Genomic DNA, 14,403 nt, shown 5'->3' with positions numbered 1-14,403 from the left:
TAATCCCTATGATGAAATTAAAATGCATAGATCATTGTCGAATAAATGTATTGCCGCTCCAAATGATAACTTTTATGATTTTAGGAAAAAGTACTTTTACGAAAATAATAAAAAGTTATTTATTGACGGTTTTGATATGAATGAAATTGTATTTGATGATAAATCATTAAGTATTGATTATGATGATGGGATATTCCTAGAAAGTGAAGAATTCTTTTCTCAGCGCATGGATTATTTATATGAGCAAGAGAAATATTTTATGGAATCCACAGCTCTTGCCTTTTTTGATAAAATTATGAATTAATTTATTACGTAGTATATTTTATTAATAAACCAAGTCATTTTTCCTTTTGGTGTTTGTACATGAATTTCATCATCTACTGATTTACCTAAGCATGCCTTTGCCATAGGTGATTGAAGAGATATATAGTCCTTTCGACCATAGATTTCTTCATCACCTACGATGCGAAACTTAATGACTTCACCATCATCATTTTCTAGTTCCACCCATGCTCCGAAATAAGCTTTTCCTTCTTGTTCAGGACTATATTCAACTTTATGAGCAACTTCGAAAAGTTTAGTTAAGAATCTGATTCTACGATCAATTTCTCGTAGCTTTCTTTTATTATAATGATAGTCAGCATTTTCCGATCTATCGCCAAGACTTGCAGCCCAAGAAACAATTTTAGTGATTTCCGGTCGTTCTTTACGTACTAAATCATTTAACTCATCTTGTAAGCGTTGATAGCCTTCAGTAGTTAGCAATTTACGATTCAAGATAAATACTCCAGCGCCTTACGTAAGGCATCTAATGTTGAAACTTTAAAAATAGGCTTATTAGACTTATCAACAAGTTCACCAAACTGTGTAGGTTTCAGATCCCACTTTTTTTGAAAATCTAATGACAGCAAATACTGTAAAGCTCGAACTTCTTGTTCAGAAAGTTTGAAAGATTGATCTGATATCATATTCTTATGGTCATAAATATCAATCCTTTGCTTTGGAGGAATAATTTCACGGATCATTTGCTGAGCTTCTTTTAACTCAGATGCCATAATACGGACAAGCAACTGATGCTTAGGGTTTAGAATTTCATCTATCCATTCGTTATTACTTTTAGAAGGATTCTTCAGCTTAGGTTTATGAGAACTTTGATCAGCAAAAGATTGAATTAAGGTTTTGTATTTTTCACCTGTTTTATTCCGGATACTTTGAGCTTTGGGTACTCCTCTTTGAAAACCCAACTTAGAAATTGTACTAATTGAGAAATCATTAATGCCCCGGTCTTTTTGTTCATTACAAACTTCATATATAGCATCAAGTGATTGCTGAGCTTTTAAAGTGCTGTTCTTTTTTAACTCTTTTAATAAATCTTCAGGATCCATGATTTGCCTCAATGAAAGTTGGCGAATTATGTAGTATTAGCTCAATTTCAGATTTTAATATTTGTTCTGACTCAGCTAGTTCAACAAGTTTAATTTTACCATCCATGACTTTTTGTACTTTATCCCAAGACTTAAGACGGCTCATTAATAAATTGAAAATTTGGTTGCCTGCAATCAATTGTTGGTCTTTGGATAGCATAAATAAACTAGGCATAATTTCATTAAATAAAGCCATTTTATCGATTAGTTGAGTCCTTGGATAAATAGCCTGATCAGCATTACACGATTTATAAATGACAGCATTTTCACAAACTTCTTGTAATTGCTGATAATGGCCAACTTCTTCCATTTCTAATATTAATTCTGCATCGGAAGTAGTGATTAAGGAAAGTTTTTCATTACTTTCAAGTAAGGTATTATTGATTAGCTTATGGCATTTCGTAATATGACTATACGCTGCTTGTATGTCGCATAGAAGCATATCTAATTTTTTTGCTGCGGTTTCATACTCAGCTTCATAATTTCTCAGTTCAGTTTCTATTTGAAATCTTTTTAAAGTACCTTCAAATTTTTGTTGCTTAAAATTGGCTATATACTCTTCTCTTTCCAGATTCTCAATGTCTTGAGTAAGCTGATTAACTTTAAGTTGTAATTTGGAGCAAATATCAGATTGATCATTAGATTGGAGTAAAATTTCATTGGTAATTGCTAATAAGCCACCGATAAAAGCTGGACCAGTAATAAAGTGTCGGCAGCGTATACAGTTTTGAATACCTAAATAACCCTGAGGTGTAGGAGTATAGAACGAACTACTTTTGATTATTTCACCACCATCGTCACATCTTGATGCTGCAAACGGACAGATACCATAATCTCTAAATACATAATTTCCTGCAGGAACCTCATTCGACAATGCCTGTAATAATTCTGCATTGTTTCCAATTAAATGGTTTTTAATATTTTCAATTTTGTTTTGTTCAATAGTTTTTTGAATAGACTCAACTTCTGATTTTAAAATTATTTTTTCGCTTTCTTCTAATTTCGTTCTAATTTCACTGTTTGAAACCTTGCAATAATAAATAGACATGATAACAGAGCTATGACCAACAATTTTCATCACTATTTCTATAGGCATTCCCATTTCCAGTACATAAGCTGTAATGAGGCTGACGCGCATGCTATGAGGAGTATATTTGGATTTATAACAACCTAATGTCGCTGGATTACCTTCTAATGTAGCTAGAGCTAAGTTTGAAGGTTGTATATGAAAAAGAGTAGCAGCTAAACGTGGGGTAAGAGCATTTCCAACTGTTGCAGGTTCGAAATCATTAAAACGTCTAAAGAGAAAACAATTTAACCCTTTTGCCTTTCTTTGAAGTTCATTCAAATTTGTTCTTTGACAATCTAACCAAGTACTTGGGTAGCTAATAGGATTATATTTCTGTTGCCACTTGCGGAGTTTCACTAACCAATAGGCTAAATCTTCAGGTATCCATGGGATTGTATAACCTTGTCCATTTTTATTTGTTTTATTAGTAGTAGTAAACATCCCTATCTGATTGTCAGGCATTTTCTTAATAAAGGATTGTTGTTTAGTTAAGCCTGCAAATATAGAGTCATTTTTCTTCCATATTATTTTGTTTTGAAGATCTAACTCTGCAATATATTCATCGGCTTCACCTGAATCATTATAGGCAATTTGCCGGCCTCTTAAGGGTACTTTAGTTAGTGCATAGGTATGAATCCAGTCTGTAGGACACCATAAGTATGCTTGATCATCAATAATGCGGTATACACAGTCGGGATCATGCAAATCAAGTTGATCAAAATTAACTTTGATCCAGTCAGCATCAAATTTATGTAAGTGTTCTAAATCCTGAAAACATTTTGCTTTATTAGGTAAGATCCATTCTTGAGCCTTTTTAACAAAATGATATTGTAGGCAGGGTTTTGTTGTTTCTGAACGAATTGAGCTTGAGGATAAATTTTGTTGACTAAGTAAAAGGGAAAAGGGGTTACGTGCATTATCTACACGTACAATTTCACCAGTGTCTTCATCTTCAATAGTTAGGTCATTATCAATAATATAATCTAAGAACTCATTTACAGCTTTAATAATACTTCGTTTTAAAACATCTGAATTAAAATTTTCTAGTAAATCTCTGAAAGGCTTTACATCAAACTTTTCTTGAATCAGAAAAGAGTGGGGAGATTTACTTTTATCAAAGGTCTCTATATAAAGCCGTACAAATCTGCATAGATGGGTTTCTTTGCTCCCTCCACCTCTTGCTCGAGTCATAAATTCTTTAATTTTTATTGCCCATGCTTCATATTCTCTTGATATGAAATCTGGTTTAAAGGGCTCAACTTTACCTAAAAATTTATACCAATTTTCCCACTCATTTTGATAAACCCCTTGAGGGTCAAGAGGGAGAGATGAATCATTCTGTTTTACAACATACTTTTTATATTCATTAGCATTTTTAAGATTCTTAGGTGTGATTAATTTTTTTAATTCAGTGTATGAAACAAAGTCAACAATATCGAAAAAATCTTTATAGCTGATCCAATCCTCATAGATTCTTTCAGGATGAGCAGGTAATCCAAATTTTTTATAGGTCTGTTTGTAAAGCATTGAATTGGTAATATTTAATTTTTTACATGTTTGTTTTAACGATTCTAAAGTTGGATGAGTAGAAAATTCTCTATTAAATTTTTTACTTTCAATCTGCCGTATGATTTGTGGTTTCATTATTTAATTGCTCGTAACTTGTCCTGGACTTCTTCTAAGGTAGGTTTTATATAGACAAGGCAAGAGGTGGGACTTTTATGATGCATAGCTTTTTGTATTTCTACTTGATTTAAGCCAGCTTGTTTTGCCCGAAAACCGTAAGCATGTCGATGACCGTGTTCTGTTGTTCCAAGATTTTTTTTACACTGTAATCCAATACGTTCAACAGCATTTTTATGCAATCTTTGGAAATTTTTTATGGTTTCAGGTTCACCAAAAGTATTAGTGAAGGCAAAAGGATGAGGATTGTTTCTTTTAGGTTCTATTCGCTGAAATTTTAAATAATTTGCCCAAATTGATAAAAATTCTTTTGCCTTTTCAGGTGGGTTAAAAACAACTTCAAAGTATCCTTCTTTTGAGGTAAGTAAAGGAGTTTTCCAGCCAGCATAGAGTCTTTCAGAAAATAGATAATTATTTCTTGGTCTATAGTTTGTTTTTGCTAATAAGTATTCCTTTCGGTTTCTGAATGCGGGATCTGGAGAACTACCTAATTCTGGATGATAGACTCTAACCAAAGCTTCGAAAGGGCGGGTAGGGTGCAATGTAATATCTGAGGTATAGATATGAAAAATTTCACTCTTTCTTAGACCACCATAATTCATCAACATCGTAATTGCCTGAGATCTATAATCTATATCTCCATTCTTATCAAAGCCTAGGTATAGGAGCCTTTCTATTTGATCTTCAGGAAAACGTACAGCATATTCAAAATCAAATAGGCTTTCTTTAAAAGAATCAACCAAACGTACTTGGTCTTGTGTTAGTTGATTAGATGTTAAGTGATTTAAAAATACATTTGCTTGCTTATGGTAGTAAGCACACCAATTCAAACGTTCTTCATAACAAGTAGCTTTACGGAACGGATTAACTCTAATCGATGAGTGCTCATCCTGTAGAGTAAGAAAGTCAGTGTAGTGAGTTATATGAAATAACAAATTATTGGTATCCCTAACTGAACGCGGTCTCCAATATAATTCAAGGGGATCTTTACCATTGGAATAGTCAATGGTGCCAGTGATTAACGCTTCTGTAAAAGCTTTGAGTAACTTGGTTGCACTTTCAATATCAGGAACAGAGTTAATATATTTCAGTAGAAGCTGTAAGGCATAACATGATCTTTCTTTCCATGCAGCACTTTTTGAATTAAACCAAGCTAAGTAACGTAAGTGAGAAATGATGATGCCTTTCTCGGTAAAGATACAAGGCAGAGTCAAGCTACTATGTGATGTGCAATCTCTATAGTTGACATAAATTTTCTTAACATAAGCCATATAATATTTATTATGTAGTATGAGTTGTTTTAACAATCAAGCTATCAGTATTTGATCAATTGTCAAACTATTTTATTGATAAATAGTATGTTTAAACATAGGGTTATAATACCAGTACAACAAGCAGCTGTTACGCAAGATCGACCGTCGTGTCCGTTATTTGGGCAAACGTCTGGAAGAGCTACGGATCATTGACTTTTCACCTGAGCAGGAAGGGAAGGTTTACTTTGGTGCTTGGGTCGAAATTGAAAATGAAGCCGGAGAACAAAAGACTTTACGTATAGTGGGAGTCGATGAAATTTATGACCATCATCCACAGCATATTTCGATTGATTCGCCAATGGCACGTGCGCTGCTTGGCAAGCAGGTTGATGATGAAGCAGAAGTAATAACACCCTCTGGTAAGAAAGTCTGGTTCATCAATACCATTCGCTATGAAAAGCCTGAAAATTCAGCAAATTGACCGAATTGATTTTATTTTGTGCATTTGATAGCTAAATTTCTGAAAAATATTTGCCAAGCCGGATTTTTATTTATATGATGGCGCCCATGGAAGCGTGGCAGAGCGGTTTAATGCACCGGTCTTGAAAACCGACGAGGGCTTATACCCCTCCGTGAGTTCGAATCTCACCGCTTCCGCCAAATTTGAAAACCCCGATCGAAAGATTGGGGTTTTTTTTATGCTTATAATTTTTTTCATGTTAGTGATTCCGTTTTAATCAGCATCATAAATTTATTGGGTTTATTTTTATTATTCATCTATCTATCAAGTGTCTACTCAAGAAAAGCGTCCGGCTGAAAATTAGCTGATTGAACGGATTTTTTAATAAGTTTTGCGAAAATTTATTGCCAAGAAACAGAAATATTTATATGATGGCGCCCATGGAAGCGTGGCAGAGCGGTTTAATGCACCGGTCTTGAAAACCGACGAGGGCTTATACCCCTCCGTGAGTTCGAATCTCACCGCTTCCGCCAGATTTGCAAAGCCCCAGTCGAAAGATTGGGGTTTTTTTATGGGGCTTCAGAATCAGCCTGAATGGGTTCTTGCTGTAGTTCTTCTTTCATCCAGTTTACAAATCTGGCAATGAGCGTGGAATGTTCATTATGAGCATGAATCAGGTGATAGGCCCGACGTCGTTCCAGTTTCTGATCGGAAATTTTCACCAGTTCTCCATTGGCGAGTTCTGTTTCAATCAGCATCTGCGGAATCAGGGCCATTCCCATATCATGTTTGGCTGCAACGGCCAGCATAGAAAATAATTCATGCCGCTGTCCGCCTAAAGGATTTGGATGTTTTACCTGATGCAATTCGAACCAGTCCTGCCAGATTGTGGGGCGGGTCGTCTGTTGTAAAAGCGGTAACTGTAATAGCTGTTCAGCACTCAGTATTAAATGTGGTGTATCAGCTGTTACCTTCATTTTTAAATGTGTTTTGATGAGACTGGGTGAACAGACAGCAACCACATCTTCATGCATCAGGAAATGGCTGGTAATCCCGGGCCACTGTGCGACCTGTTCTGGTGTACCTGCATAAATGGCAGCATCGAAGATAGTTTCATGAAACAGGAAGGGGCGTGTGCTGGTTTCCAGATGTACAGTAATTTCCGGATGACGCTGTTGGAAACGATGTAGCTTAGGTAGTAGCCACCGGGTTGCAAAAGTAGGAACAACTCCCAGTTTCAGCGTACCGCCTTGACCTTTATGTTCTATGACATCCAGCGTAGCTTGTTCCAGACTTATTAATAAAGGTTTGATACTTTCATAATATTGCTGTCCTGCTGCGGTCAGTTCCACGCCATGACGCGTACGGCTAAACAATTGTACCTCGAGTAATTCTTCCAGATGCTGGATCTGACGTGAGATCGCACTCTGAGTCAGAAAGAGCTCCTGTGCAGCATGGGTATAACTGGCATGGCGTGCTGCAGATTCGAAGCACATGAGGCTTTGGGTAGAAGGGATTTTTCGGCGCATAATTTCCTCCCTGAAAATATCGTCCTATCACAAAATGACATATTAAACGTAAACCTATATACAACTTTGGTCTACAGCATTGAGTTAATCAGGCTTACAAGTTTGTTGATTGAAAGACTCATATCTCAGTTATGCAATTAACGCATATCTATATGCTAAATACTCGTTTGAAAGCTGTTTCATTCCTGCCTAGGATCAAGTCAGAAGATTGAGAACAATAGACAGCTAAGCAGAGGATGCGATGAATCAAATGGTTAATACAAAAAAAGCCCAGAAAAACTATTTTGACTGGCAAGACCCATTTTTACTGGAGCAGCAACTGACAGAAGAAGAGCGCATGATTATGCAATCTGCACGCGCTTATTGTCAGGGTAAGCTTCAACCACGTGTATTAGAACAATTCCGTCATGAACAGACTGATCCGACCATTTTCCGTGAGATGGGTGAGCTCGGTTTGCTAGGACCGACGATTCCTGAACAGTACGGTGGTGCAGGCTTAAATTATGTCAGTTATGGCCTGATTGCTCGTGAAGTTGAACGTGTCGATTCAGGTTACCGTTCTATGGCCAGCGTCCAAAGCTCGCTGGTGATGGTGCCAATCAATGAATTTGGCTCTGAAGAACAAAAACAGAAGTATTTACCAAAACTGGCAACTGGTGAATATATCGGCTGTTTCGGCCTGACTGAACCAGATCATGGTTCAGATCCGGGTAGCATGATTACCCGTGCTAAGAAAGTTGATGGTGGTTACCGCTTAACTGGCGCAAAAATGTGGATTACCAATAGTCCGATTGCCGATGTATTTGTGGTCTGGGCGAAAGAAGTCTCTGCTGAAGGTAATGTTGGGGATATCCGTGGCTTTATTCTGGAAAAAGGCTGGGAAGGTTTGTCTGCACCAGCGATTCACGGCAAAGTGGGTTTGCGTGCTTCGATCACCGGTGAAATCGTGATGGATAATGTCTTTGTCCCTGAAGAAAATGCCTTCCCAGAAATACGCGGCTTGAAAGGTCCATTTACCTGTCTGAACAGTGCACGTTACGGGATTGCCTGGGGTGCGATGGGAGCTGCGGAGTTCTGCTGGCATACTGCACATCAATACACCATGGACCGTAAACAGTTTGGTCGCCCATTGGCAGCCAACCAGCTAATTCAGAAAAAACTGGCCGATATGCAAACTGAAATCGCGCTTGGCTTACAGATCGCTTTACGTTTTGGCCGTATGAAAGATGAAGGGATTGCTTCGGTAGAAGGAACTTCACTGATCAAACGAAATAACTGTGGTAAAGCCCTGGATATTGCTCGTGTTGCGCGTGACATGATGGGCGGTAATGGTATCTCTGATGAATTTGGTGTGGCGCGTCATCTGGTCAACCTGGAAGTGGTGAATACCTATGAAGGTACCCATGATGTACACGCACTGATTCTCGGTCGTGCTCAAACAGGTATCGCAGCTTTTTCTAATTAATTTATTTTCTAAATTCGGGATGCTCAGGATTGAGCATCCTTAGGGCTTTTGTCCCTAAAAACCGGTCAATAACTTAAATAAAGGATTCATCGTGAAGCTTTCTTGTCATTCTCAGTATTAATAAGCAGAAGTTCATAAGATGTAAGCAGAAAAAGAATAAAGAACGCTGCTGTAAACCTGAAGACAGAGGAATGTCGATGACTCATTTGGGAAAATGAGGTAATACATGAACAACGAAAATCAAAATAGTCTCCATCAGGACGCCGTTGCCTTGGGGATAAAGCTACCGAATAATGTCGGCACAGCTCATCGCATTCATGCCCATACCTGGAAACTGGCATTTATCTTCGCATTCGTCTCTCTGGTGATTGACGGTGTAGACATCATGTTGCTGTCATTTAGCTTGACCAGTCTCAAAGCAGAGTTTGGCCTGACTTCATTTCAGGCCGGAATGCTGGGGAGTGCCTCTTTGGCCGGGATGGCACTTGGCGGGATTACGGGTGGATGGGCATGCGACAAGTTTGGACGGGTAAAAACCATCGCCTGGTCAGTCGTGTTTTTCTCAATTATGACCTGTATCTTGGGTTTCACTCAAAGCTATGAGCAATTCATGGTACTTCGCTTTATTGGTGCATTCGGCCTGGGTTCACTGTACATGGCCTGTAATACCTTGATGGCAGAATATGTACCGACCAAATACCGCACTACAGTACTAGGTACCTTACAGACGGGTCAAACTGTCGGTTATATCGTGGCGACTTTGATGGCTGGTGCGATTATTCCAGACTATGGCTGGCGCATGCTGTTCTACGTGACAATCATTCCCGCCGCTTTTGCATTGCTATTTATGCGTTTTGTGCCAGAGCCAGCATCCTGGCAGGAAGCGAAAATCGAGCAGGCGAAACGTAAAGCGCTGAAACTGGAAAATCCAGAAACAACAGTTACTGCTCAACAACCATCAGAAAGCATTTATAAGCGTATCTTTGGTCATCAGTCGCATCGCCGTATGTTCCTGTTATGGATGACAACTGCCGCATTTCTGCAGTTTGGTTATTACGGTGTCAATAACTGGATGCCGACCTATCTGGAAACCGAACTCAATATGAATTTCAAAGCCTTGACTGGCTATATGGTCGGTGCTTATACCGCCATGATTCTGGGCAAAATTATTGCCGGTTATGCAGCGGATAAATTTGGACGTCGTATTACCTTTGTATTTGGTACGGTCAGTACAGCGGCTTTCCTGCCAATCATCATTTTCTATAACACCCCAACCAATATTGCCTACTTATTGATTACTTTCGGTTTCCTTTACGGAATTCCATACGGTGTCAATGCAACTTATATGGCTGAAACCTTTTCAACTGATGTACGCGGTACGGCAATTGGCGGAGCCTATAACATGGGCCGTCTAGGTGCTGCGATTGCACCGGCAACTATCGGTTTTATCGCCGCAGGTGGTTCATTCACCATGGCATTTATCGTGATGGGAACTGCGTACTTTATTGCCGGGGTGATTCCAAGACTGTTTATTCGTGAGCGTCAATATGATCCACAACAGTCTAGCCTGGTGAAGCCGGCTGAAGCAGAACATGGCGATTCAGTTGGATCGGTGACTGCGAAGAAACCAACTCGTCCAGCGACTGCAAGTCAGTAATCATCAACATTATAAAGGCTGGGTTTCCTAGCCAATGAAAAAAGGATTGAGCATGAGTGCATTAAAAGGAATACGCGTACTGGATTTAAGCCGAGTGCTGGCAGGACCATGGTGTGGACAAATTCTGGCAGATCTGGGTGCTGAAGTGATTAAGATCGAGCGTCCAGGTGTAGGGGATGATACCCGCATGTGGGGACCACCGTGGATGAAAACGCCATCTGGTGAAAATACCCGTGAGGCAGGCTATTTTCAGTGTGCCAATCGTAATAAATATTCGGTCACTGTCGATATTGCCTCTGAACCAGGACAGGAACTCATCCGGGATATTGCCAAAACTGCCGATGTGGTGATTGAAAACTATAAAGTGGGTGCATTAGCACGCTATGGGCTGGATTATGAACGCTTAAAGGCCATTAATCCGAAGCTGGTGTATTGTTCGATTACTGGCTTTGGTCAGAACGGGCCTCGTGCCGAAGAGCCGGGTTATGACTTTATTATTCAGGGCATGTCAGGTCTGATGAGCATTACCGGTGAAGCAGATGATGTCCCGGGTGGTGGAGCACAGAAGGTCGGTGTAGCGGTTGTGGATATTCAAACCGGGCTGTATGCGACCATTGCCATTCAGGCTGCGCTGTTGGCTCGTCATCATACAGGTAAAGGTCAATATATCGATATGTCTTTGCTGGATGTACAGGTAGCCGCTTTGGCCAATCAGGGGATGAACTATCTAACTTCAGGCACAGCACCAAAACGAATGGGAAATCATCATCCCAATATTGTGCCTTATCAAACCTTTAAAGCCAAAGATAAGGAATTTATTATCGCCTGTGGCAATGATAAGCAATTCCGGGATTTATGCATGGCAATTGAGTTACCTGAACTTTTGCAGGATGAAAAATTCCAGCGCAATCAGGATCGGGTGAAACATCGTGATGAACTGATTCCCTTATTATCAGAATATTTTCTTGCAAAAAATGCCAAAGACTGGGTTGATGCCATTCACGCGGTCAAAGTCCCCGTCGGTGTGATTAACTCGATTGAAGATGCTTTGAATGAGCCCCAAGTTGCTGCACGGGAAATGCTGGTGGATTTACCGCATCCTTTAAACGCCCAGTTTAAAATGGTTGGTTCACCGATCAAGCTGTCGGATACACCTGTACAATATCGTCATGCACCGCCAAAACTGGGACAACATACCCAGCAGATTCTGTCCCAGTTCCGTAGTCCCGAAGAAATTGCCGCGCTCAATGCGCAGGGTATTATTGATCATGTTGTATCTGCGGCTTCCTAAACTATTAATGTTTTTTTGTAGTTAAACCGAAGCCAGTCTTCGGTTTTTTTAATCACTTAAGAAAATAGAAGTCCACATAACTGAATAGTCATCAGCAGCATCACGCGTTAAGATAACGGCATTGTGTTGTTGGAAGGCATTATGAAAATTGTCGCAGATGAAAATCTGGCATTTACCGATTATTTCTTTGCAGAATTTGCCGAGATTCAGCATTGTGCAGGGCGTACACTGACTGCGGCAGATGTGCAGGATGCAGATGCCTTACTGGTGCGTTCAGTGACCAAAGTCAATTCACAGCTACTAGAAGGCAGCCCGGTCAGGTTTGTTGGTAGTGCCACGATTGGTACGGATCATCTGGATATTGCTGCACTTGAACAGCAGGGAATTGCCTGGAGCAATGCCGCCGGTTGTAATGCCCAAGCCGTAGCTGAGTACGTGATTACTGCCTTATTAAAACTTCGTCCAGCACTCCTGGATGCTGGCCCCAATTTTACCTTGGGAATTATTGGGCTAGGCAACGTGGGTACGCGACTGGCTTATATGGCAGGACTGCTAGGCTGGCATGTGATCGGTTGTGATCCTTTTGTACAAAGAGACCATATTGAACAGGTTGATCTGCAAAGCTTATTGGCGCAATCCGATGCGATCAGTATTCATGTTCCTTTGACCAAACAGGGTGAGCATCCGACTTATCATATGATCAATGCAGAGGCCTTTGCCCAAATGAAGCCTGAAACCATCCTGATCAATTCAGCGCGTGGACCAGTCGTTGAAGAAGCAGCATTAATCGCTGATATCAGTGCAAATCAGCGTCAGGTGGTACTGGACGTATTTGAACATGAACCGGTGATTTCGGCTGAAGTACTGGACCTGGCCAGCTTGGTAACGCCACATATTGCCGGTTATAGTCTGGAAGGTAAGGCGCGTGGTACACAAATGATCTATGAGGCTTTCTGTCGTCATTTTGGCTATGAAATTAATAAGCAGTTTGAAAGCCAGTTACCAGAATGTGTGCCATATTTTACAGGGCAGGATTTAAAAGTAGCTCTCAAACAGCACCTGGATGAAATCTATGATATCCAACGTGACGATGCCAATCTGCGTGCTTGCTTAAAAGACGCTAAAGTCGATCAACAGGCTTTTGACCATTTACGTAAGACCTATCCGTTACGTCGTGAATGGGCAGCACATGGAGGGCCGAAAGCATGACGATTGCTTATCAACCGAGCTGTGATGTAAATGCGATGCGCGCACGTGCTCATTTATATGCACAGCTGCGTCAGTTCTTTGCGGAACGTGATGTGCTGGAAGTAGAAACCCCGATTTTGTCTCAAGCGGGTGTGACCGATGTGCATCTGGCATCTGTGCAAGCACAACGTCATGTACTGGGTAAGCTCAATACCCATTATCTGCAAACTTCTCCTGAATTTGCGATGAAACGCCTGCTGGCAAGTGGTAGTGGTCCGATTTACCAGATCTGCAAAGTGTTTCGTGATGATGAGCATGGCCGTAAGCACAATAGCGAATTCACCATGCTGGAATGGTATCGTCCGGGCTTTAGCCTGAAAGACCTGATGTTTGAAGTTTCAGATCTGTTAAATGTGGTATTAAAAGCCCGTTTTGGTGAAGTCCGTCCAACGGTACTGAGCTATAAGCATGCCTTTATGGATCGACTGGATTTGAATCCCTTACAGGCAACTTTAAAAGAGTTAAAAGACTGCTGTCGTCGAGTCGGTTTAAATCTGGATCTGGGGCAGGATCGTCTGGCTTATATTGACCTGTTGTTCTCGCATATGGTGGAACCGAGCTTGGGATTTGACACAGCGGTATTTCTGACCGATTTCCCGCCTGAACTTGCTTCATTAGCAAAAACCAAAATCGATGAAGATGGTGAACTGGTTGCAGCACGTTTCGAACTTTATATAGAAGGTCTGGAACTGGCGAATGCCTATGATGAGCTGATTGATGCGGAAGTGTTACGCTCACGCTTTGAAGCAGATAATGCAGAGCGTAGCTCTCTCGGTTTACATGTCATACCGATTGATGAATATCTGTTGGCTGCTTTACCGAATATGCCGGAATGTTCTGGGATCGCACTTGGGGTGGATCGTCTGTTGATGATTGCCACCAATCAGATGAAGCTTGAGAAAGTCATTACTTTCCCGGCAGATATTTCCTGATCCTCCTCCTGATCTAATCAGCCTGTTATCTGAGCAGGCTGATTAAGCCAGATATTTTCGAAAACCGATACTGTAAGCATCAAAACCCAGATTTTGATAAAAAGCATGTGCAGTTAAACGTTCCTCACGATTGCCACTATTTACTTGTATCAATTTTAAAATACGTTGTTTAGCTAACTCTTCAATCGCTGCAATGAGCCTTTTCCCCCACCTTGCCCACGATGAGCCTGATCAACTACAAAAGCCTGAATTCGCAAATATCCACTATCAAATTCCCAGGTGTATTCCTGAATTAAATCTGCATAGCCTATGACCTGTTATTCATGTTCAACGACCAGCGTCAAATCATTCGCATCCTGATGAATGTGTTGCCAGCGCTGCTGAATATTTTC

At 40.4% G+C, this 14,403-nt stretch carries 12 protein-coding genes, 2 tRNA genes and 1 pseudogene; 9 read left to right on the top strand and 6 right to left on the bottom strand.

Features of this window, described 5'->3' with window-relative positions:
- A partial coding sequence (locus tag B4033_RS10270; RefSeq protein WP_286833668.1) for a hypothetical protein occupies nt 1-304 on the top strand: 304 nt, incomplete at its 5' end.
- Here B4033_RS10270 and greB read toward each other — a convergent pair.
- Genes greB through gmtY form a run of 4 tightly spaced genes read right to left on the bottom strand, consistent with a single transcriptional unit; the run spans nt 301 to nt 5,447 of the window.
- Complete coding sequence (gene greB, locus B4033_RS10265; protein WP_286833665.1) at nt 301-777, bottom strand: transcription elongation factor GreB; 477 nt, start codon at nt 775-777, stop codon at nt 301-303. The two genes, B4033_RS10270 and greB, sit on opposite strands and share 4 nt — an antisense overlap.
- On the bottom strand, nt 774-1,385 hold the full coding sequence (gene gmtX / locus B4033_RS10260; RefSeq protein ID WP_286833663.1) for a gamma-mobile-trio protein GmtX: 612 nt from the start codon (nt 1,383-1,385) through the stop codon (nt 774-776). Before gmtX ends, greB begins: the two co-directional genes overlap by 4 nt.
- Nucleotides 1,375-4,140, bottom strand: coding sequence for a gamma-mobile-trio integrase GmtZ (gene gmtZ, locus B4033_RS10255; RefSeq protein WP_286833671.1), 2,766 nt, complete (start codon nt 4,138-4,140; stop codon nt 1,375-1,377). Before gmtZ ends, gmtX begins: the two co-directional genes overlap by 11 nt.
- Entirely contained in the window at nt 4,137-5,447 is a 1,311-nt protein-coding gene (gene gmtY, locus B4033_RS10250; protein ID WP_349678841.1) for a gamma-mobile-trio recombinase GmtY, read from the bottom strand. The genes gmtZ and gmtY overlap by 4 nt, the downstream gene beginning before the upstream one ends.
- A gap of 109 nt (nt 5,448-5,556) precedes the next feature.
- Here gmtY and B4033_RS10245 point away from each other — a divergent pair.
- The 3 genes and pseudogenes from B4033_RS10245 to B4033_RS10235 form a co-directional block, all read left to right on the top strand.
- Nucleotides 5,557-5,910, top strand: a pseudogene (locus B4033_RS10245) (GreA/GreB family elongation factor); the annotation flags it as partial.
- An 88-nt stretch (nt 5,911-5,998) separates the two neighbouring features.
- Nucleotides 5,999-6,089: transfer RNA gene (locus B4033_RS10240), tRNA-Ser, on the top strand.
- A gap of 242 nt (nt 6,090-6,331) precedes the next feature.
- A tRNA-Ser gene (locus tag B4033_RS10235) sits at nt 6,332-6,422 on the top strand.
- A gap of 36 nt (nt 6,423-6,458) precedes the next feature.
- On the opposite strand, the gene B4033_RS10230 is transcribed toward B4033_RS10235, so the two are convergent.
- Nucleotides 6,459-7,418 (bottom strand): LysR substrate-binding domain-containing protein, encoded by a 960-nt coding sequence (locus tag B4033_RS10230; RefSeq protein ID WP_253169929.1) that lies wholly within the window; start codon nt 7,416-7,418, stop codon nt 6,459-6,461.
- A gap of 241 nt (nt 7,419-7,659) precedes the next feature.
- Between B4033_RS10230 and B4033_RS10225 the strand changes: the two genes are divergently transcribed.
- The 5 genes from B4033_RS10225 (at nt 7,660) to epmA (ending at nt 14,011) form a co-directional block, all read left to right on the top strand.
- Nucleotides 7,660-8,883, top strand: a complete 1,224-nt coding sequence (locus B4033_RS10225; protein WP_286833653.1) for an acyl-CoA dehydrogenase — start codon at nt 7,660-7,662, stop codon at nt 8,881-8,883.
- 226 nt (nt 8,884-9,109) lie between these two features.
- Nucleotides 9,110-10,540: an MFS transporter gene (locus B4033_RS10220; protein ID WP_286833650.1), complete on the top strand. Its 1,431-nt coding sequence runs from the start codon at nt 9,110-9,112 to the stop codon at nt 10,538-10,540.
- 52 nt (nt 10,541-10,592) lie between these two features.
- Nucleotides 10,593-11,831: a CaiB/BaiF CoA transferase family protein gene (locus B4033_RS10215; protein WP_286833648.1), complete on the top strand. Its 1,239-nt coding sequence runs from the start codon at nt 10,593-10,595 to the stop codon at nt 11,829-11,831.
- A 141-nt stretch (nt 11,832-11,972) separates the two neighbouring features.
- On the top strand, nt 11,973-13,040 hold the full coding sequence (locus tag B4033_RS10210; protein WP_286833645.1) for a 4-phosphoerythronate dehydrogenase: 1,068 nt from the start codon (nt 11,973-11,975) through the stop codon (nt 13,038-13,040).
- Complete coding sequence (gene epmA, locus B4033_RS10205; protein WP_286833642.1) at nt 13,037-14,011, top strand: EF-P lysine aminoacylase EpmA; 975 nt, start codon at nt 13,037-13,039, stop codon at nt 14,009-14,011. Before B4033_RS10210 ends, epmA begins: the two co-directional genes overlap by 4 nt.
- A 173-nt stretch (nt 14,012-14,184) precedes the next feature.
- On the opposite strand, the gene B4033_RS13610 is transcribed toward epmA, so the two are convergent.
- A complete protein-coding gene (locus B4033_RS13610) occupies nt 14,185-14,268 on the bottom strand; it encodes a hypothetical protein (protein ID WP_349678840.1) in 84 nt (27 codons plus the stop codon).
- Nucleotides 14,269-14,403: the final 135 nt, after the last annotated feature.

This window comes from Acinetobacter sp. UBA3132, from assembly GCF_002364825.1.
Taxonomy (GTDB): domain Bacteria; phylum Pseudomonadota; class Gammaproteobacteria; order Pseudomonadales; family Moraxellaceae; genus Acinetobacter; species Acinetobacter schindleri.
The sequence above is the reverse complement of the archived record's forward strand: the minus strand, read 5'-3'. Positions and strand labels throughout refer to the sequence as shown.

Coding starts and splice junctions, on each gene's coding strand:
- epmA (WP_286833642.1), top strand. CDS start 13,037: ATGACGATTGCTTATCAACCGAGCTGTGATGTAAATGCGATGCGCGCA.
- B4033_RS10210 (WP_286833645.1), top strand. CDS start 11,973: ATGAAAATTGTCGCAGATGAAAATCTGGCATTTACCGATTATTTCTTT.
- B4033_RS10220 (WP_286833650.1), top strand. CDS start 9,110: ATGAACAACGAAAATCAAAATAGTCTCCATCAGGACGCCGTTGCCTTG.
- B4033_RS10215 (WP_286833648.1), top strand. CDS start 10,593: ATGAGTGCATTAAAAGGAATACGCGTACTGGATTTAAGCCGAGTGCTG.
- B4033_RS10225 (WP_286833653.1), top strand. CDS start 7,660: ATGAATCAAATGGTTAATACAAAAAAAGCCCAGAAAAACTATTTTGAC.
- B4033_RS10230 (WP_253169929.1), bottom strand. CDS start 7,418: ATGCGCCGAAAAATCCCTTCTACCCAAAGCCTCATGTGCTTCGAATCT.
- gmtY (WP_349678841.1), bottom strand. CDS start 5,447: ATGGCTTATGTTAAGAAAATTTATGTCAACTATAGAGATTGCACATCA.
- gmtX (WP_286833663.1), bottom strand. CDS start 1,385: ATGGATCCTGAAGATTTATTAAAAGAGTTAAAAAAGAACAGCACTTTA.